Origin of the sequence: Alicyclobacillus dauci (assembly GCF_026651605.1) — a bacterium.
GTDB lineage: Bacteria > Bacillota > Bacilli > Alicyclobacillales > Alicyclobacillaceae > Alicyclobacillus > Alicyclobacillus dauci.
In genome coordinates this window covers 2098267-2117409 of sequence record NZ_CP104064.1, presented here as the reverse complement: position 1 = coordinate 2117409, position 19143 = coordinate 2098267, and the positions used below count along the sequence as shown (strand labels likewise).

Genomic DNA, 19143 nt, shown 5'->3' with positions numbered 1-19143 from the left:
TGAGACTGTTTCTACAATCTCCGCTCAGTAACACGGTGGAGGATGTGAAAAAATGAGCTGGCTATCTGTTTTTATCATGGCAAGTTTGATTGGGATAGGCTCGAATTTTGACAACTGTGGCGTAGGCATTGCCTATGGCAGTTTGAAAATAAAATTCCCTCATTGGGTGAACCATATTGTCAACTTAGTTGGGCTTTGTATGGCTCTTCTTGGCGCATACGGTGGAGCGATCTCTTCACACTACCTCTCAGCGCAGACTGCATCCTACATTTCGTGTGTCATGTTGGTCCTCATTGGGCTGTACTTCTGGTATGCCGGATATGTTCGCCACCAAGTTTCAAAAAGAGAGCACAAAATTAGGATTAAAAGACCAGGATGGAAGGAAGGCATCATTCTAGGCGTTGCTTTATCCTTTACCAATATAGCTAGCGGGTTTGGTGCAACAGTGTCAAATGCCTTAACCGTTTGGATAGCGGCAATCTCTATTGCTATCTGGGGATATTTGATGATATGGCTCGGTAACATTGTTGGGATCGGGATTTTGTCAAGATTCCTTAGTAAATACTCCTCATTTATATCAGGTGTTTTGCTTATCATGGTCGGAATTCATCAAGTTGTGGCCTGATGCGTTTATACGTAAAATATGTGTTTCCTGTTATCTACAGGTTTGTATCTGTCCAAGTCCTCCAACGGAGGGAAACGCACGTCTCCGTGTCTACATATCTCCCTAACCCGACGTCTAGACCTCGCTCGGAACACTTATACCCTACTCCGATTTTCATACCGCCAACGTAACGACCGATGACCATCAACATGGGTATTTATCCCTGTTTCCGATTCGATATTGTGCCCATAGATTACAAGGCAATGACTGATGGAAGGAGTCGCCAGTTTTTGCCAATTTCATCAAGGAAAATTGCACAAATTTTAAACGCGCGATAAATAAAAAATTCACAGGAGGGGATAAAAAAAGGACACACTGCCTTTTTTACCCCTCCATCTTGTTCGTTTAAGGGTGGATGACGTTGGGGAATCATTGAGAACGATACAAGTCTAGAGGCGCGAGGGGTCTATAGATGCCAACTACACCAGAAGTTCTAGTTCAGTCCCTTTTTGCATTTGCTGTCCTGTTTACTTTGGCGCGCATCATGGGAAAACGCCAAGTAGCTCAATTGAGTTTTTTTGATTACATTGTCGGAATAACAGTCGGGAATATTGCCGCTAGTTGGTCGTTGGACGATGTGAAGAACACTCACGCTATTGCCAGTTTGCTCGTATGGACGATTCTTCCGCTGATTGTGGCGTGGATTCAACGGAAATCATTCAGAAGTCGAAAAGTACTCGATGGGAAACCAAAAGTTCTAGTGGAAGATGGACAAATATTAGAAAAGAATCTAAAAAAGGCGAACCTAACGATCGAAGAACTCATGCTACTTCTTCGTCAGAAGGACATTTTCAAGTTATCAGATGTTGAATTTGCAATTTTGGAAACCAACGGATCGTTGACTGCGATGAAGAAGACAGAACTACAACCACTTACGCCAAAGGATTCTGGTATTCAAGTCATCAATGAACGTGAACCCCAGGTGGTCATCGTTGACGGACATGTAATTAAAGAGACCCTTCAAAAGACTGGATACTCGAAGGAATGGTTGCTGGGAGAAATTATGAAGCAAGGTGCATCAGATTTTCAAGATGTATTCACCGCTCAAATTGATTCGAATGGCGGAGTCTATGTTGATCTTTACAGTGATTCGATCAAAAAACCACAAATCAAAGACAAGCCATTACTAGCCGCCTCTTTAAAAAAAATCCAAGCCGATATGGAGTCTTTTGCACTCGAGACAAACAATGCACAAGCGAAAGAATCATACACTCAAGGCGCAAACGCGCTAGAAAAGTTGATTAAAGACATTGCGCCCTTTTTAAAGGATTAGCCCCTGAGGTCCAAACCCGAACCAGTAGTCGTTTGTTGTGACTCATCGCGACCGTTGGTGTCCTTTAGCTACTGCACACATATGATCCGTGCACTGCATACGGATAAGTTTGTACAAAATAGGAAAGCCAAGTTCTTCTCGCGCCATAATTCGAATGATCATTCCATACTCGTAGAACTTTTCCATCGACGCCTAAACCCTGGGCTTCTTCTACGAGGACTTTAGCGGGATCGAAAATGCAGAAAAAATAACGTCCATCGTAAAGTTTTAATAGCCTAACGCCGTTCTTTGACCTGATTCTCACTTGGGAAACATTGTGATCGGTCGTATAACCAAACAGGACCTCGGACGTCCCGTTTGTTAACGGCCTATCCCAGTATTCGAAGATAAGTCCATCGTCGAAAATTGAGCTTCGAGCTGTAAATGGTCTTCTTTCGATAGTTTGAACGATGGTACTGTTTACCTGTCTTGGGGCTCCTTTTTCCAATGTTTCGGTTTTCACTCCGAATTGGTGCGCCCGGTCTTTTGTGAACAGGACAATACGCTCGTTGCGATACGTGACAGTGTCCAGGATTCTACACGGCTCGTTGCTGCTTTTTTGGGGGAGAAAGTAACGATAATAGGGAGATACCAATATGCCGGCCTGAGTGGTTTGACAAAAAGACACCTGGCACAGAAGAATCGCTACAAGCCCGTTGAGTGCTTTCTTCAACGTGAATCGCCTTCCTGTTTAGCATTACGCATAGCGTTGCTTGTTGCTCAATGAACTATACTTAACGCCAGCAGGACACTGGATAGATGACAATTCACCTTTTGCAAATCAACCAGGAGTGACACAGTGCTTCCTAACGTGGTTCCGCTCTTACACAAGCCACGAAGGGCACATACTCAATGAAACTAAATACGACCTCACTTGTGCTCTCTCAGTCCGAATTCGTTACCATCGATGTCACGAAACGAGGTAAATATCCCAAACCCTAATTCTTTGGGTTCGTCAATATTAACGCCTTTGGCTCTTAGCTCGGAATACGTGTTCTGGATGTCATTCGTCTGAAAGACAACACCGACCTTTATCTGGTTCCAGCCTTCCATCATAGATTTCGGATACAAAGTGATGCAACTAACTGCGCCGGGTGGTGAAAGTTCTATCCAGTGCGCATTCGGACCCATAGGAATTTTCTTTTGCACTTCAAACCCGATTTTTTCAACCCAAAACTTTTCAGACGCTTCTTGATCATCAACATACACGGTCACTGTCGCAATTTTGTTGAACACAATCATGTCCCCTTTCGCTCGTCGTCAATAAGCACAATATCACCTATATAAATTTGGCACATGTTACGACAAGCCAAACAGCGTTGTCAGCGAGCACTACCCTCTATGGAAATCAATCTTGAGGCAATCTCTGGCGTAACCATCTGATTTGTCCAAGATGGTTCGCCATCGGCTGTCCCGAGATTTTCTTGCCACCTATGGCGCTGGTAATGTGCATTCAGTATCCGCATACAGTGACGTGGATCATATCGAGCAACTTCTACGCACAAATTCCAGGCGGGCGCACGAATCCATTCGCAAGTCAGTTCGCCGACTGCGGAGAACTATGAAACGATTCAACAAACAGTTCCCCGACATCACAGCGAGCGTGCATTATGTTGGGACACCTGATAGCCGACACCTGTACTATCGAAGTGCGCACCGAGCCGCAAGAATCGTGGCTGGTATCAGAAAATGACTGAGAAATCGCTGGACACTAAACTACGTCCCTATCCTGAAAATAATTGAGCGATGACCAGGGTAAAACGACATACTGAAATAAGCCCACCACAAGATGGGTTTTAAAAGGAACTCTGTGATGTCTGGAGGTCATTTATGCAACAGGTTTTACGGTGACCTATCCTGAAAATAATTGAGCGATGACCAGGGTAAAACGACATACTGAAATAAGCCCACCACAAGATGGGTTTTAAAAGGAACTCTGTGATGTCTGGAGGTCATTTATGCAACAGGTTTTACGGTGACCTCCAACCCGAGTGATTGCAACTTCCGGATCGCCTGCTTTACGACTGCGTCTTTCTTGCGTGCTTCGTAATATGTTGGGCCGAGTTCAATATAAGGCTGACGTCGCTGTAACACGTAATACACGATGGTTAAGATGCTGTGGGCCACTGCAACTGCTGCACGGTTTTTGCCTCTTCGAGCTGCAATTCGATGGTACTGGGCAGAGAGATAAGTCTGCTTCGTTCTCGCCGCTGCGCGTGCTGCTTCCACCAGCGCTGCTCTGAGTTTTTGATTCCCTTTGCGTGTTTTCCCCGACTTTCGTTTCCCGGCGCTTTCATTGTTCCCTGGAGCCAGTCCTGCCCAAGAGCATAAATGGGCAGCAGACGGAAATTGGGTCATGTCTGTCCCAATTTCAGCCAGAATTTGTTCTGCTGTTCGTCGACCGACACCGGGGATGGTGTCCACTAGCTCCAGGTCTTCTTCAAAAGGGAGCATGCGCTCCTTGACTTCTTCATCCAGCCGGGCAATCTCTTCATCCAAGTAATCGATGTGACGTAATTGGGCTGCCAGCATCATTCGTTGGTGGGAGCCCATAAGCCCATTCAGTGCCTTGTGCAAATCGGCCTTCTTCGCCTTCATCCGGCCTTTGGCTAACCCTGACAATACCTCCGGGTCTTCTTCTCCGTGGATCATTGCTTCCAACATCGCCCGCCCAGATTTGCCAAGTGTATTGCTGGCCACTGCAGAAAGCTTGATGTTGGCACCTTCCAACACCTTTTGAACCCGATTCACCTCTCTTGCCCGCTCGTCAATGAGACTTCGGCGGTAGCGAATGAGTTCTCGTAGTTCCCGTTGTTCACGGTTGGGGATGTAACTGGCTTGCAACAGCCCGTGGCGGAGCAATCCGGCGATCCATTCGGCATCCTTCACATCGGTCTTACGGCCCGGAACGTTCTTCATGTGCTTGGCGTTCACCACAAGCACTTGACAGTCCGCCGACTCCAGAAGGTTGTAGATTGGCTTCCAGAATGAAGCTGTGCTTTCCATAGCAACATGCGTGCATTCATGTTGTCCTAACCAGTCAACCATCTCCAGGAGATCCTCCGTCATCGTGGAGAACGTGCGAATCTCCTTGGCCTCCGGCGTCAGCACACAGGCGACCACCGTCTTCTTGTGCACATCGAGGCCGCAACAACGTTCGTATACGACATCCATGCCAATCCTTCCTGATGGACTGGTAATATTGAAGGGCTGGTGCAACGACCATAACGGATCATTCTATCCTGCGTGCTTCTCCGAGGAGGAGAGCGACATTCTGTGGTGCACCTGGTCGTCGTAGTCAGTCTAATCAGCGGGCTCGAGGCACCAAGGAGTGACGACCTGCCTTCGCCAGCCACCAAAAAATCATTCAACACAAAGGCATTTTCATCCTTCTGCTGGTGCCGCCCCGGCGGCATGGGAGTCTAACAACAATTGGGTGCTCTTTTGGGGGATTTGCTATGGGCCGTTATTGGTTTAACGGGTGTTGCACTTGTGTTTCACTTCTTGGCAATACAAATTATCTTGGGCATTGCTGGTGTGGCATTTTTGCTCCGTATGGCGTGGCTTTCCTTTTTGTACGCTCGGAAGCCAATTGATTTGTCCAAAACGGACAGTGAAAGAGAGCAACGGGATTTCATCACCGGAGTTATATTTTCGTTGGCAAACCCGTTTGGCATAGCTTTTTGGGGTGGCGTTGGCGGAGGATTTGCGTCACATATCGCAAGTATGCCATTGCTCGACAAACTCACGTTTTTATTCCTTGGTTTCTCCCTTGGCGCATTCGCCTGGTGCTTAGGAATTTCGGCATTAGTGGCATGGTCACGTAAGTTTATCGGAGAAAAGCTTCTGCGTGGAATATATACAGTATCCTCTTTGGCAATGGCGTACTTCGCCCTCGAAATGCTATGGACCTTGCTTCATAGTACAATCCTTCCCATGTGTTTTCATCCCGTTCCAGACTCAAGTTAAGCGAGTAAAACGAATACCGTCGCAAGGCGTCCTTTGTAGGACGCTTTCTAATTGCATATTGTTGCCGAACCCAAGAAGGCTGTAGAGCAAAACGGACCAGAACCCTGGTCCATATCACATCTTCCTATGAAACTGCAAGTCGGTGGTGGAGGCGAGGCTCCTCGGTCCGAAATCCTCAAATACACGCTATACGTGTGACGGGGGATTGATGACCGTGAAATCCCAATTGCAGCGCAGTATCTCAGACCTTGAGCAGACCATCAAGCACAAAGTGTTAAGTCATCAAAATCACTATTCGGACGCATGGATACGATTCATCTACTACAAAGCGAAGAATCTCTGTCCGTTTATTGCGATTGCAGTGTCGTGAATGGACGTTTCCATCTAGGAGTTTGCATTGTTGGGCTTGGAATAGCCGATTCTTTGGAGTATCCGTTGTTACGCAAAATCCGCAGTACAACATTTTAGGTGAGCTACATGCCTTACGGTTCTCCGTCGGTTGTACTCGAGATTTTCTGGCTTCCAAGGCGCAGGCAAGGATGTGCATTCCATTTACATGTTCAGTGACGTGGATCATATCGAGCAGCTTCTACTCACAAATTCAAAGTGGGCACACGAGTCCATTCGCAAGTCCGTTCGTCGACTGAAGCAGACTATGAAGCGATTCAACAAGGACTTCAATCAACTCACGTTGACCGTGCATTACGTTGGAAACCCTGATGTGAGAAACCTATACTATCGAAGTGCGCATCTGGCCGCACGGAGAGTGGCGTGTATCCGCCGTTGATTCGGTCACGACATTAGAAGATCGTATAAGAAAAATTTATACCCACGTTAATCCCCCATCTCTCAGCCATTCCCCCCGCCTATGAAAGTGCTGTTCTAAACGGCACACGGCGGAACTTCCAAGAAGTCGTTGTCCAACATATTAAGAGACGACGACTTCAATTTGGACAGCTCAGCACTCGCAGCCTCCCGAGCTGCGCTATGAGCGTCATGGTAAAATACGTTGTTCCTTTGGATTTTGGGCGGAAGATATTCCACATTTGAAACGCTTCTCGTCACAAATGTGTTTTGTTGGTCGGCAATAAGCACGGATTCAACAACTGCTCCATGAGACCTCCACATGAACGTCACCCCGTACAGTATTCTAAAAGGCAGAGAAAGCGGCCAAATACCAACAGCTTCCTCCAAAAGTTCATTCCCTTATGACAAGCAACACGCCTACGAGAATTAAAGTCGCACCAATCCAAAACGCCAATGTCACTTGTTCGCCAAGGACAAGCCACCCAAGAAACGTTCCAACAAGCGGCTGGAAGAAGAAATACAAGCCACCGCTTGCCGCATCAATCATCTGTAGGCCCTTGTTCCACAAGAAGAAGGCACCTGCCGTAGAAATAATCCCAAGATACAAGACACCGCCCCAAAGGATTGGGTGGGACAAAATGTTAGCCAACCCGTGCAATTGACGAATTCCAACCGGCGTGACGACGACGGTCGCAACTAGGATTCCGTATGTCGTCACCACAAGTTGTGAGTATTGCCCCGGAACACGTTTCACCAACACGGACATCAGAGCCCATGTCATCGCAGCGATAAACAGGATCAGACCACCCAGTTCGTAGGAATGACTCAATCCGCCAATACCAACAATCATCAGAACCCCAGTGGTCGCCAATCCGACTGACACAGCTCGTCGCACGGTGATTCTCTCTCCAAGAATCAACCGCCCAAAAACAACCATGAATGCCGGCGTCGCCGACGTGATTATGGCCCCCATCTGCGCCGACGAAAGCTTGGTGCCAAGGAACTGCGTCCATACGGATACCGCATATCCGGTTACACCGATTGCCACTACTAGCGGGATGTCTTGCCATCGAGTTCGCCACGATTGCCGGGTAATAAGTGCGACGATTATCAAGGCTACCAGACCTACCACGTACCGAACCCACACAAGAGCAAGTGGCGATACAGATTCGAGGACAATTTTACTGACGACGTACATGCCACCCCAAATGCTTGCGGCAAGCGCCATATAAAGAGCGCCAAGGTATCTGCTATTCATTTGTTCCCCTCGTTTGAACTTTGGTGTTTTCGGAACGCAGAGAAACATCGACTTCCTTTGAGACGACATCCAAACATCCAGCAACGCTTGGAGTCGAAATGAAATATCTGACCCATACAGGACTTACAAAGGAGCATCCATTAGCGATATTTCGGATATGACAAATAGAGCAGGCTGGTGAAAGGTCACTTCTCTCCTATTGGATCTCACAAATCCCACTGAAGTGGGATCATCGAGATATAGCACCGATAGTTGCCTCGCTTGCACGTACCAAGTCTTTACCATTCAAGAAGATTTGCAGGCCACGTCGTCCGGCACTGATACTCACAGGAGCTAAGTCCCGCACAGATTCGTCGATGTAGAGCGGATACTTTTTCTTCACTCCAAGTGGCGAAACCCCACCACGGATGTAGCCCGTCAAAGTTTGAAGATCCTTTACCGGAACCATTTCCACCTTCTTGTTTCCGCTGACGGTGGCCAATGCTTTTAAGTTAAGTTCTTTATCCCCTGGAATACACGCCATAAGGACACCGGTTTTATCACCTCGCAGGACAAGTGTCTTGAAAATCTGCGACGAGGAGATCCCCACCTTATCTGCTACTGTAATCGCATCAAGGGCTTCCTCGTCCCAATCGTAGTCGTGCAAGGTATATTGGATTTTGAGTCTATCCAAAATGCGGCAAGCTATTGTCTTGGTCGTCATTAACATCACCTGTAACGTTCTTTCGGTACAAACTAAACTGTTTCATTTCAGTACAGTCTAGGCTCCTTGTTTCTATGGTACTCCGATTTTAGGGAGCACTTTTTTCTTTTATATCGTCCTTTTTAGCCAAATCCATGGTCTTCTTGTACGCAGCGGGCGTCATCCCTAAGTGTTTTTGAAATAACCTCGTAAGAGAAGATTGATGTTGCATTCCGATTTCACGAGCGATCCTACCGATGGGCAAACTTGTGTCTCGTAGCAATTGTTGCGCATGTTCTAAGCGAATCTCCTGTTGGTAGACGGTTGGGGTCTTTCCTGTCTTTCTTCGAAACCATTGCGAGTAATGCGAAACACTGTAATTCTCAATAGAGGCCAGTTGTTCCAACGTCACATCCTCGTCAAAATGATCATCGATATATTGAATCGAGACAGGCCTTACACCTCGAAACAATTGTTTGACGACATAAGGAAACAAATCCATTAACACTGAAGACTTTGATTCGCCCTGTTCCAATGCATCTATGATGAGAAAACGGATGGCTTTCCATTTTTCATCGAAGGGATACCATGTGCCTTTAGGTTGCCTATGTTCCTGACCCAACAAGAACTCAGGTATATCCACAACCAAAAACTCATTTCGCCTATGGGAGTAGAATGTGTGTTCACAATGGCAAGGGATCAAAAGAATGTTACGTTCGTCCAGACAGCGTTCCACTTCCGTGTCTATCGTAAGGTTTCCAGCCAGCGGAAAGAGCAATTGGGCAAATATGTGTGTATGTGTATCCTGTGTCACTAGCATTGCATAAATAAATTTTGGATTTGTCAAGGTCGTTGAGTTGTCAGATTGACAGTCATAACGTTTTGAATGTTCAATGTAATGTCACCCACAGACATAAAAAATCTCCTTAGAATGAGTAGTACAGGTAGTCCTGTCCAATTCTCAATCAAAGGAGAACACCATGGGCAAGGATACCACGAAAACGGCTCTTGCGGAATACCTAGTTCCGCTGGCTGCCGATTCCATATTGAAGGAATTGAGATCTCTCAGGTTAGATCGCTACGTGAAAAAATTTGGAGTAGCGAAGTTCATGAAGCTTTTTGTCTTTGCACAGGTAAAGCAAATCGGATCTCTCACAGATATCAGTCTGGAGTTGGATGCCAATAAAGAACTTCAGGCAGAACTCGGCTTGGAATCCATCAGTACTTCTCAGTTGTCGAGAACATTGCGGGGTATCCCAGATTTATTCATGAATTTTGTGTTCCGTCAATGCGCATTGCATACCAATCGCCAAGTCGGTATGAAACGAGCCAATGAAAAGTTGGAACGGATTAACTTGGTGGACTCATCTACAATCTCCATGTGCGTTACGCAGTACCGCTGGGCTGAGTTTCGGCGAACAAAAGCGGGCGTGAAGTTGCATCTACGTCTGGTTTTCTGTGAACAACCGGTGTTCCCAGAAAAGGCAGTTCTGACACACGCCCGACCTGCAGACAAGTTGCAAATGGATGAGTTGGTGGTCGTCGAAAAAGATGCACTCAATGTGTTCGACCGTGGATATGTGGACTATCGCAAATTTGACGCCTACTGCAATCACTCGGTACGTTTCGTGACTCGACTCAAGGACAATTCCGCCATTCATGAAGTGGTTGAAGAACGGGCTATTACGCAGGATTCTCCAGTGATTCGAGAAGCGTTGGTGCGTTTAGGCAGTTATCCAAATTACGTGATGACACATCCCTTGCGTTTGATTCAGACGACAGACAGCAAAGGTAACTTGGTGACGATTCTCACAAATGATTTAACGCTTGAAGCCAAGGAAATCTGCGATATCTATCGTCAAAGATGGCAAATCGGCGTGTCCAGATAAGGACACAGTAGCTAGTTGGTGCAAGTCCAACCGGGAGAAGAGACTCCCCTCCCGTAGCCTGAGAGGCACCGTGGAGCGAAAGCGATACGGTGGAGCCCTCTGACATCGTGCTCAACAGGAGCGCGGGCAAAACTCCAGGTTGTAACGATAGTGAACGCGGATGTAGCCTCGTTACACGCAACTCCGGTGGCTGAGACGGTCGATAACGTGCGAAAGCAATAAGAACTGACCGAAATGAGTCTGAAACGGTGGTTCTCACCGGCGGGGTATCAGCGGCGACATGGAGGGAAAGTTGCTGTGGAAACTGGAGAAGCCCTCGACGCCCGTTGAAGAAATCTCATCGAGGAGGCCGCCCCTATAACCGTGATCGGGAAATGGGCGCGGTAGGCGTCAGGGTGGCGGAACGGATCGTAGTACCGTGGATTCGCGTGCAGTAAAACACGCGAGGAGGGAAGGGTCCGAACCTGTAAACATTCCGTACGACCGAGGGAGGCAAGGATGTCATGATAAAAACATCCATCAGTTTGCAGGAACTAAGGCGGCGGATATATCAAAAGGCGAAGTCTGAACCTACGCATCGATTCTGGGGATTATTCACCCACATCACCAACATGACGACCCTCTACGAAGCGTATCAACATGCGAAGAAAAACGGCGGAGCCCCAGGCATCGACGGACAAAGCTTCGCAGATGTAGAGCAATCGGGCGTCCGAGCGTTCCTAGAAGACATTCGAGCAGAGCTGCAGGCTGGAACTTACCAACCGCAAGCCAATCGTAAAGTGGAAATCCCGAAGGCGAATGGGAAAATGCGTACCCTGCAGATTCCGTGTATCCGGGACCGCGTGGTACAAGGGGCGTTAAAACTGATACTGGAGGCGATTTTCGAGGCCGATTTCTGTCCAAACTCGTACGGATTTCGACCGAAGCGCTCCCCGCATCAAGCACTGGCAAATGTGCGACGTAGTATACTGCGACGTATGACAACAGTGATTGACGTAGATTTGTCTCGCTACTTCGATACGATAAGGCACAATTTACTGCTGGAGAAGATTGCGAAACGTGTCCAAGACCCACAGGTGATGCGCCTTGTAAAACAGGTGATTAAGGTAGCTGGGAAAATCGGCGTTCCGCAAGGCGGACCGTTTTCTCCGCTCGCTGCAAATATCTACCTGAATGAGGTTGACTGGGCATTTGATGCTATCCGGCGGAAAACAGCGGAAGGTAGTTACGAAGCAGTGAATTACCACCGATTTGCCGACGACATGATTGTCACTGTAAGTGGCCACTCCAGTAAACGTGGATGGGACAAGCTAGCGTTGCGGCGACTGCGAGAATATTTGGAACCCTTGGGGGTTGAACTGAACCTGGAAAAGACTCGAATGGTCAACGTCCTAAAAGGTGAATCATTTTCTTTCCTAGGATTTGATTTCAGACGAGTACAGAATCGGAGCAGGACTGGATATTTCATCCTGATGACACCGAAGAAGAAAGCCCGACAGGCGATAAAAGCGAGAATCCGCGAAATAATTCAAAACGGGGGCGCGAAACCGGCAAAAGACGTTGTGAAACAAGTTAATGCCATACTGACTGGATGGGTGAACTATTTTCGGGTCGGCAACTCGAGCCGCGCATTTGGAGAAATCCGTGACTATACAGAGATGAAAATCCGAACCCTGCTGTCAAGAAGGAAACGAAGACGAAAGCGTAGCATCGGGTGGCGGAGATGGAGTAACGAATATCTGTACGGCGTGTTGGGGCTTTACTGGGACTGGAAAGTCCATCCCCTCAAAAGCGTAGACGGGTTTCGATGAAAGTGTCCGTAATCACGATAGGTCTCATAACCCTTTTGACAAAGTTTATGGGGTGAGCTGCTTGAGGGAAAACCTCACGAGCAGTTCTTATGGGGAGGGGCTGGAAACGGGTCGCATGGCGGTACCGCGCCAGTCTTTTACCCGACAATTGTTCTTCAAATGGATCAAGCAACACCTGGTTCTCAAACGGCTCTACGGTAGAAGCGAAACGGCTGTGTATAACCAACTTTGGATAGCGCTCGTGACGTACTGCCTTTTGGTGCTCATGCAGCTAAAAGTGGCGCATAGAGGCAAGTTGCTTGATGTCTACAAATGTGTACGGCTTTACTGGGACAAGAAGTTTAACGACTTTGTAAGAGCGCTGTACAAGCAACCAAGCCGAAAGTCCAAGGGTAGACGACGATGGCCGACGGAACGAATTTTTACAGAGACACTCCAACAGTACGTGACCGGTGAGACAGAGCATCTTGAGACGACTACATATGACCCGATAGCATAACAAATTCCTAATTATGGATATCGAGACTACCTGATATAGGGACACTGACCTTTTAGACCTCAGAGCAGAAAAAGAAGAAATCAAAATGTTCAGTGTTGTCATATTGCCCCCAAATCACTGGCTTGACAAATCCTATTCGATTTAATGCAAAGCTAGTGATCCTGTGTACTCGTATACCTTCTTCGCCCCGCTGCAAGCGTCTGTTGCTCCATATTTTTCACTCCACCGAAGATGGGAATTTTACAGTTGCACCCTTGATACATGTGTTTTGTCACAGGATACTACTGTTTGTTACAGGTTACATTAGTGCCTCCTCGCTGTTTTAGGTGGGTAAAGCGAAGGACAACTTGCCTAGCAACAGGTAAATCATAGAGATATAGTTCTCGACGTTGCGATAACCCTTCGCTCTTCGTTTCATGGCTTGGATGAGACTGTTCATACTTTCAATCAGGGCATTATTCACTCTGCTATCAAACCAAGACAGTATGCCAGTTTGGTGGCGGCGAATGGTTTTAGCGGCGTCAATCATTGGTTTGAGCCGCGAATGCGTGGCCCAGAAGTACCACTTGTCCAGAAACGGCTTGGCAAGGGACTTTGGCTGTATCCAAAGCTCTTTGAATGTCAGCATCATCTGGTATGCCTTTGCCGTCTTGAGATTTAAGTGCCGAAGCTCCTGTAATCGCTCTTTTTGCTTGCTTGTCAAATTGTGCTCATTCTTCAGCCAAATGTACCTGGATTGTTTGAGCATGGGCTGTGTGCGTTGTTCTTCACGGCGTACTTTGTCCACCGCTTCACCGATTACTTTCGTAACATGGAACTTGTCAAATGTGAGTGAAGCGTCAGGAAAGTATTTGTGAACACCAGCAATAAATGCTGGAGACATGTCGGAGCAGACAGTTTCGATTTCATCTGGGTCGCCGCCATGTCGCGTGAAATCATCGACGAATCGCGTAAGGGTACTCATGTCTTTGCCATGCGTGACGAAGATTACCCGTCTTTGCTCTGTATCTGCAACAACGGTCACGTAGTGATGACCGCGAGCTGTAGAGGTTTCGTCAACCGCAATGTGGTGAACATCTGAGAAGTCTTGTGATTCGCGAGCCTGATTCACATAGTGGCGAACGATACGCCAGATACGGGTATCATGTTCCCCGACTAGACGTGCAACTGCCAGAACGGGCATCTCGCGAACCAGTTGAAGGATGAATGCCTCGAAGCCGTATGAGAAATGCCCGCGTTTGCGTGCCCAGGGCACTTCGATGGTCCGTACACCCCCTTGTCCTTCGAGCAATCATGGCACCAGATTCGAGGCACTTTGGCGTGAATGTATGTGTCGTGCTCAAAGTGATTGAGGTGCCTCCATGAGCGAGTGTCGCGGTCGTAGATGTCCGTGTTCTGACTGCCGCAATTTGGGCATGGGAACTTGGTTCCATCTTTGTAGTCGACCGTGATGTCAAGACGTTTATTCTCTTTGCTGAATTCAACCGAAGTAACATGCCAGGGAGATTGAACGCCAATAGAGTGATTGAACAAGTCAAGAACGGGATCGGACATTTGGATAACCTCCTGTTACGTCAAGAGAGCGTGGAATACCGACCAAAGGGAGGATATGCCGCGAAAGCTCTTGACGGATGCCCAACTTGGCATCCTACAAGTCATGTCAAGCCGACAACAAGGAGGCATTGACCCTAACTCTGGTTTGCCAATGGGTTTTTATACCTCCATGATTGACTTGTTCAACCCATCTCAACCAGCGAAGAGCCACATTAGTTTTGTGATTCCACAGTTTATTACGAGATAAAACTCAAGTAACTACCCATAAAGTGAAATATGGGCCAGCATGATCCGGGCCGATTTCACATGTTGCTATGAAAGCGCAAGTCGTTGGTGGAGGCGACCCGTTACCTTTCAAAACCACGACCTCCATCATATTTTCCAACTTATTTTTATTAAATTTCTTTTTAGGCGATTTCCCAAAATTGAGTCGTGGGCTCAGACTGATTCAAGACGGTGAATCAACTCGTTAAATCAGCCATTACCGCCGGTCGGGAATTTCACTCTGCCCCGAAGGTTCATATTCAGTTGTTACTATTTTATCAATTCTCCTTAATTAACGTAAATGTTTTTACCGAGGAAACGCTGCAGCAACACCACCATCAATGGTCAACATGCAACCAGTGGTTTTCGCTGACCGCGGCGATGCAAAGAAAAGAATTCCTTCAGCAATGTCTTGAGGAGAAATGTTTACGTCTAGTAAGGTGCGCTTCCTGTAGTATTCTTCTAATTGATCGGGCTCAACTCCATAGGAACGAGCACGTTCACTCCGCCATGTCGTGTCCCATATCTTCGACCCCTGTAAAACCGCATCAGGTAGTACTGAATTCACCCGGATGCCATACGGGCCTCCTTCAACTGCCAAACAACGAGCTAAGTGTGTCTCCACCGCCTTAGCTGAGCTATAGGCTGCGGCATTTTTTCCTGCATATACGGCATTTTTAGATGTTACAAAAATGATAGACCCACCCTGGCCCTGCGTTACCATGATTCGAAAGGCCTCACGGCTTGTTAAGAAATAGCCAGTTCCAAGCACATTAATATTGCGGTTCCAGTCGTCTAGAGTGGTGTCGATAAACGCAGATGAACTGGCTAACCCAGCGTTAGAGACGAAAAGATCAACCCCGCCAAAGTTCAAAACTGCCTTTTTAAACGATTCAATAACCTTATTTTCGTCGGTTACATCAAGAAAAACGGCAACGGCGGTGCCTTCGCCATAGTCTTCATTAAGCTTCATTGCTAGGTTAGCTGCTGATTCCACGTTTAAGTCCGCAATGACTACGTGCGCCCCTTGAGCTGCCATTTTTGTCGCAGTTGCACTTCCGATTCCACCAGCACCCCCGGTAATATACGCAACTTTTCGGGCGAGTTCTTTTTCTGGTGCGGCCATCGAGAGCTTATACAACTCGAGTGGCCAATATTCAACACCAAAGGATTCTTGTTCGTTTAAAGAAACAAAGTTGCCCAATGTCGTTGCACCCTTCATCACAGCGACAGCCCGGTGATAGAGGTCGACTGCAACGTTGGCCATTTTTTTGTTTTTACCTGTTCCAATCACTCCAATGCCCGGGATGAGGATAATGCGGGGAAACGGGTCGTGCATTGGTACATCTAATTGAATGTACGATTCATAATATTTTTGGTAGTCTTCAACATACTTCTCAAGGCCTTGCTGAAGGCGTTCTTTGAGCAATGGAACATCTTTTGTCGATGGATCCCATTGAATGTATAGGGGTGTTCTCTTGGTATGGACGAGGTGATCAGGGCAAGCGGCTCCTACTTGGGATAACTCCAACGCATCTGCACTGTTGACAAACTGGAGAAAATCGTCGCTGGCGTCATAGGTCAAGATAGCATCATTCAGTTCAGAAACTAAGCCTCGAACGACGGGCAGTATTTCAGAAGCTATATCTTCTCTTTCAGTAACAGGTAAAGTTGGATACTTGACTCCCCCAAACACTGAATTTTCATCTATTCGGGCTTCGATGTGTGTCGCTGCCTCTTCGATGATGCGAATTGTATTTGCGTAGCACTCCTCAGAGGTGTTCCCCCATGTAATCAACCCATGCTTCTCCATAAGGACCATTTCACATTGGGGATTATTGCGGACAGCGATGCCGATTGTCTTGGACAGCTCGAATCCAGGACGAATATACGGTACCCAAACGGCTCTGTCACCAAACATGTCGCGTGCTAAAGTGCGTCCGTTTTCACTGCAACACAAAGAGATGATGCTGTCAGGATGTGTATGGTCCACATGTGTGAACGGAAGAAACGCATGAAGCAGGGTTTCGATGGATGAGCGGGGATGTTTCGCATCGACCATGCAATTCGCCAGATACGCCACCATTTCATCATCCGTCATCACGTCGCGCTCAAGAAGGGGTAAAATCTCCTGAAGTCTTAAAGCTGTGAAGTTCTCGTTTGTCGCTTCTGCCAAGTCAGAGCCGCTGCTCTTTACCCAGAGCACGTCAATTTCTCGCCCAAGGTGGTCAATGGTTTGGGTCTTGGTTGATGTATTACCGCCACCCCAGTTACAGACACTTCTATCTGAACCAATCAGGTTTGACCTTTTTACTAGTTCCTTAAGAGCGTCTTCTTCCCCAGTTCGTTTCATACTTCTCCTCCTTTAACCGATTGAGCGGTTCTAAAGTTTTTTTAGAATTTCGTGAGGGCTACTCTCTACTCAAGATTGCATTTATTCTTTGCAGGACGTTGTCGACGGTAAATCCATACTCAGCTACAATCCTCTCTCCCGGTCCGGAGGCGCCAAATTCATCTATCCCTAAAACTTCTCCGTTTCGACCTACGTACTGGTACCAAGGCATTGGATGCGCCATTTCGATTGCCAGTCGGCGGGCGATTGATGCAGGTAATACATGTTCTCGATATTCTAAAGTCTGCCTCTCAAACAATTCCATCGAGGTGATATTAATTACTCGAACCCCTAAACCCTGCATGGCTACCTTCTTGGCGGCTTCTAAGGCCAGAGAAACCTCTGAACCAGTAGCGAGTAACGCGATATCCATGCCATTCCCGGACTGATATACTACGTATCCACCCCGGCTAAACTCGTTCTGATATTTTGCGAGTTCCGGTAAAGTAGGCAACTGCTGTCGAGTCAGCGCTAATGCCACTGGTTCGGTTCGACGCTCGAGAGCATACCTTACAGCTAACCCTGTTTCATATGCGTCAGCTGGACGAAACACTACAAGCCCTGGGATAGCCCGCAATGAAGCTAACTGTTCAATCGGTTGGTGAGTCGGTCCATCTTCCCCCACAGCTATGCTGTCATGCGTAAACACGTACAAAACGGGCTGTTTCATCAACGCTGCTAAGCGAATTGCAGGACGTAGGTAATCGCAAAACACGAGAAACGTTCCGCCAAATGGAACAATGGCTCCATGGAGACTTAGACCATTTAAAATGGCACCCATTGCATGCTCACGAACGCCATAAAAAACATTTGAGCCAGAATAATCAGACATCGAAAAATGTGGTCGTTCTCCTAGGATTGTCTTATTGGATCCAGAGAGGTCAGCGGAACCACCGAGGAGTGTCGTAAGGTAGGGAGCAATCGAATTGATGATTTTACCGAAAGCATCACGAGTTGCCACATGACCTGAGAATTTGGGAAAAATCCCCTCGAACTCCAAGTCGATGCTGCCTGAGCAAGCGTATTTGAAGTCTTTTGCTTCGGCTGGGAATTCCCAAGAAAAACGGTTCAACATATTCTCCCACTCGCGCTCACGCCGCTGCCCTGTTTCCACTACTTCACTGACGTACTCTGTAACCTCTTTAGGAACGACAAACGGCTCATGAGACCATTCATACTCGCGTTTTGCTTTCACTGCCTCCTCGGGGCCGAGCGGGGAGCCATGAGCCTCCGCTGTACCTTGTTTTCCTGGAGAACCATACCCAATAATTGTTTTAACTTCGATGAGCGTCGGTTTGTCTTGTGAGGCATGTGCCATTTGTAAGGCTCTGTCAATCATTTCGAGATTGTTGCCATCATCCACCCGAATCACATTCCACCCATAAGCCTCGTATCTCTTTTGCACATCTTCTGTAAAGCACCAAGATGTAGGCCCATCAAGTGAGATATCATTCGAGTCGTAAAGAACAATCAACTTATGAAGTCCGAGATGTCCAGCAAGAGAACTCGCCTCGGCAGATACACCTTCCATCAAATCCCCGTCTCCGACCAAGGCGTACGTATAGTGATCTACTACCGGAAGATGAGGTTTGTTAAATTTTGAAGCGAGAAACCTCTCGCCAATGGCCATCCCTACGGCAGTGGCCAGCCCCTGGCCAAGTGGACCCGTAGTAACCTCAACTCCAGGGGTATGACCATATTCAGGATGACCTGGGGTTTTTGATTTCCATTCTCGAAACTGTTTAAGGTCTTCCGCAGTCACGTCGAATCCCGTCAAATGAAGCAAACTGTACAGCAACATCGAACCATGTCCAGCGGACAAGATGAATCGATCTCGGTTAAACCATTTGGGGTTTCGAGGGTTATATTTCATAAAGCGAGTCCACAAAACATACGCCATCGGGGCAGCCCCCATTGGTAATCCTGGGTGCCCTGAATTGGCCTTCTCAATCGCGTCAATCGAAAGTGTACGAATCGAATTGATGGCAAGTGTATCTAGACTAGAATAAGACATCGAATACCCTCCATACTCTTTTCTCAAG

At 47.4% G+C, this 19143-nt stretch carries 17 protein-coding genes and 1 pseudogene; 10 read left to right on the top strand and 8 right to left on the bottom strand.

The window, feature by feature from the left end:
• The first annotated feature begins 52 nt into the window (after window positions 1-52).
• Together NZD86_RS10575 and NZD86_RS10570 are read left to right on the top strand one after the other, a co-directional pair.
• Window positions 53-625, top strand: a complete 573-nt coding sequence (locus NZD86_RS10575; protein ID WP_268046489.1) for a manganese efflux pump MntP — start codon at window positions 53-55, stop codon at window positions 623-625.
• A gap of 451 nt (window positions 626-1076) precedes the next feature.
• Entirely contained in the window at window positions 1077-1937 is an 861-nt protein-coding gene (locus tag NZD86_RS10570) for a DUF421 domain-containing protein (protein ID WP_268046487.1), read from the top strand.
• 909 nt (window positions 1938-2846) lie between these two features.
• Here NZD86_RS10570 and NZD86_RS10565 read toward each other — a convergent pair.
• Window positions 2847-3212 (bottom strand): VOC family protein, encoded by a 366-nt coding sequence (locus NZD86_RS10565; RefSeq protein ID WP_268046485.1) that lies wholly within the window; start codon window positions 3210-3212, stop codon window positions 2847-2849.
• A gap of 157 nt (window positions 3213-3369) precedes the next feature.
• Between NZD86_RS10565 and NZD86_RS10560 the strand changes: the two genes are divergently transcribed.
• Window positions 3370-3669 (top strand): hypothetical protein, encoded by a 300-nt coding sequence (locus NZD86_RS10560; protein ID WP_268046483.1) that lies wholly within the window; start codon window positions 3370-3372, stop codon window positions 3667-3669.
• Between the two features lie 263 nt (window positions 3670-3932).
• Here the strand turns inward: NZD86_RS10560 and NZD86_RS10555 are convergent, their stop codons facing one another.
• Window positions 3933-5150, bottom strand: a complete 1218-nt coding sequence (locus tag NZD86_RS10555; protein ID WP_268042741.1) for an IS110 family RNA-guided transposase — start codon at window positions 5148-5150, stop codon at window positions 3933-3935.
• Between the two features lie 258 nt (window positions 5151-5408).
• On the opposite strand from NZD86_RS10555, the gene NZD86_RS10550 reads away from it, so the two are divergent.
• From NZD86_RS10550 to NZD86_RS10540, 3 genes are all read left to right on the top strand, one after another.
• Window positions 5409-5945 (top strand): LysE family transporter, encoded by a 537-nt coding sequence (locus NZD86_RS10550; RefSeq protein WP_268046481.1) that lies wholly within the window; start codon window positions 5409-5411, stop codon window positions 5943-5945.
• A 214-nt stretch (window positions 5946-6159) separates the two neighbouring features.
• Window positions 6160-6315, top strand: a complete 156-nt coding sequence (locus tag NZD86_RS10545) for a hypothetical protein (protein WP_268046479.1) — start codon at window positions 6160-6162, stop codon at window positions 6313-6315.
• Between the two features lie 129 nt (window positions 6316-6444).
• On the top strand, window positions 6445-6732 hold the full coding sequence (locus NZD86_RS10540) for a hypothetical protein (RefSeq protein ID WP_268046477.1): 288 nt from the start codon (window positions 6445-6447) through the stop codon (window positions 6730-6732).
• Window positions 6733-7143: 411 nt separating this feature from the next.
• On the opposite strand, the gene NZD86_RS10535 is transcribed toward NZD86_RS10540, so the two are convergent.
• From NZD86_RS10535 to NZD86_RS10525, 3 genes are all read right to left on the bottom strand, one after another.
• Window positions 7144-8010 carry a DMT family transporter gene (locus NZD86_RS10535; protein ID WP_268046476.1) on the bottom strand — a complete coding sequence of 289 codons (867 nt, stop codon included), beginning with the start codon at window positions 8008-8010 and terminating at the stop codon, window positions 7144-7146.
• A 229-nt stretch (window positions 8011-8239) separates the two neighbouring features.
• Window positions 8240-8713 carry a Cys-tRNA(Pro) deacylase gene (gene ybaK / locus NZD86_RS10530; protein ID WP_268046474.1) on the bottom strand — a complete coding sequence of 158 codons (474 nt, stop codon included), beginning with the start codon at window positions 8711-8713 and terminating at the stop codon, window positions 8240-8242.
• Window positions 8714-8801: 88 nt separating this feature from the next.
• Window positions 8802-9428: a helix-turn-helix domain-containing protein gene (locus tag NZD86_RS10525; protein ID WP_268046472.1), complete on the bottom strand. Its 627-nt coding sequence runs from the start codon at window positions 9426-9428 to the stop codon at window positions 8802-8804.
• A 244-nt stretch (window positions 9429-9672) separates the two neighbouring features.
• Between NZD86_RS10525 and NZD86_RS10520 the strand changes: the two genes are divergently transcribed.
• The 3 genes from NZD86_RS10520 to NZD86_RS24730 all read left to right on the top strand — a co-directional run bounded on the left by NZD86_RS10520 (window position 9673) and on the right by NZD86_RS24730 (window position 12891).
• Window positions 9673-10581, top strand: a complete 909-nt coding sequence (locus NZD86_RS10520; RefSeq protein ID WP_268046470.1) for an IS4 family transposase — start codon at window positions 9673-9675, stop codon at window positions 10579-10581.
• Between the two features lie 503 nt (window positions 10582-11084).
• Window positions 11085-12392 (top strand): group II intron reverse transcriptase/maturase, encoded by a 1308-nt coding sequence (ltrA, locus tag NZD86_RS10515; protein WP_268042903.1) that lies wholly within the window; start codon window positions 11085-11087, stop codon window positions 12390-12392.
• Between the two features lie 115 nt (window positions 12393-12507).
• Window positions 12508-12891, top strand: coding sequence for a hypothetical protein (locus tag NZD86_RS24730; RefSeq protein WP_407655227.1), 384 nt, complete (start codon window positions 12508-12510; stop codon window positions 12889-12891).
• A gap of 322 nt (window positions 12892-13213) precedes the next feature.
• On the opposite strand, the pseudogene NZD86_RS10505 reads toward NZD86_RS24730, so the two are convergent.
• Window positions 13214-14445, bottom strand: a pseudogene (locus tag NZD86_RS10505) (ISL3 family transposase).
• Between the two features lie 55 nt (window positions 14446-14500).
• Between NZD86_RS10505 and NZD86_RS10500 the strand changes: the two are divergent.
• A complete protein-coding gene (locus tag NZD86_RS10500) occupies window positions 14501-14692 on the top strand; it encodes a hypothetical protein (protein WP_268046468.1) in 192 nt (63 codons plus the stop codon).
• A 324-nt stretch (window positions 14693-15016) separates the two neighbouring features.
• Here NZD86_RS10500 and NZD86_RS10495 read toward each other — a convergent pair whose 3' ends face one another.
• On the bottom strand, window positions 15017-17062 hold the full coding sequence (locus tag NZD86_RS10495) for a bifunctional aldolase/short-chain dehydrogenase (protein ID WP_268046467.1): 2046 nt from the start codon (window positions 17060-17062) through the stop codon (window positions 15017-15019).
• 58 nt (window positions 17063-17120) lie between these two features.
• Window positions 17121-19115, bottom strand: a complete 1995-nt coding sequence (tkt, locus tag NZD86_RS10490) for a transketolase (protein WP_268046466.1) — start codon at window positions 19113-19115, stop codon at window positions 17121-17123.
• Between the last annotated feature and the right edge of the window lie 28 nt (window positions 19116-19143).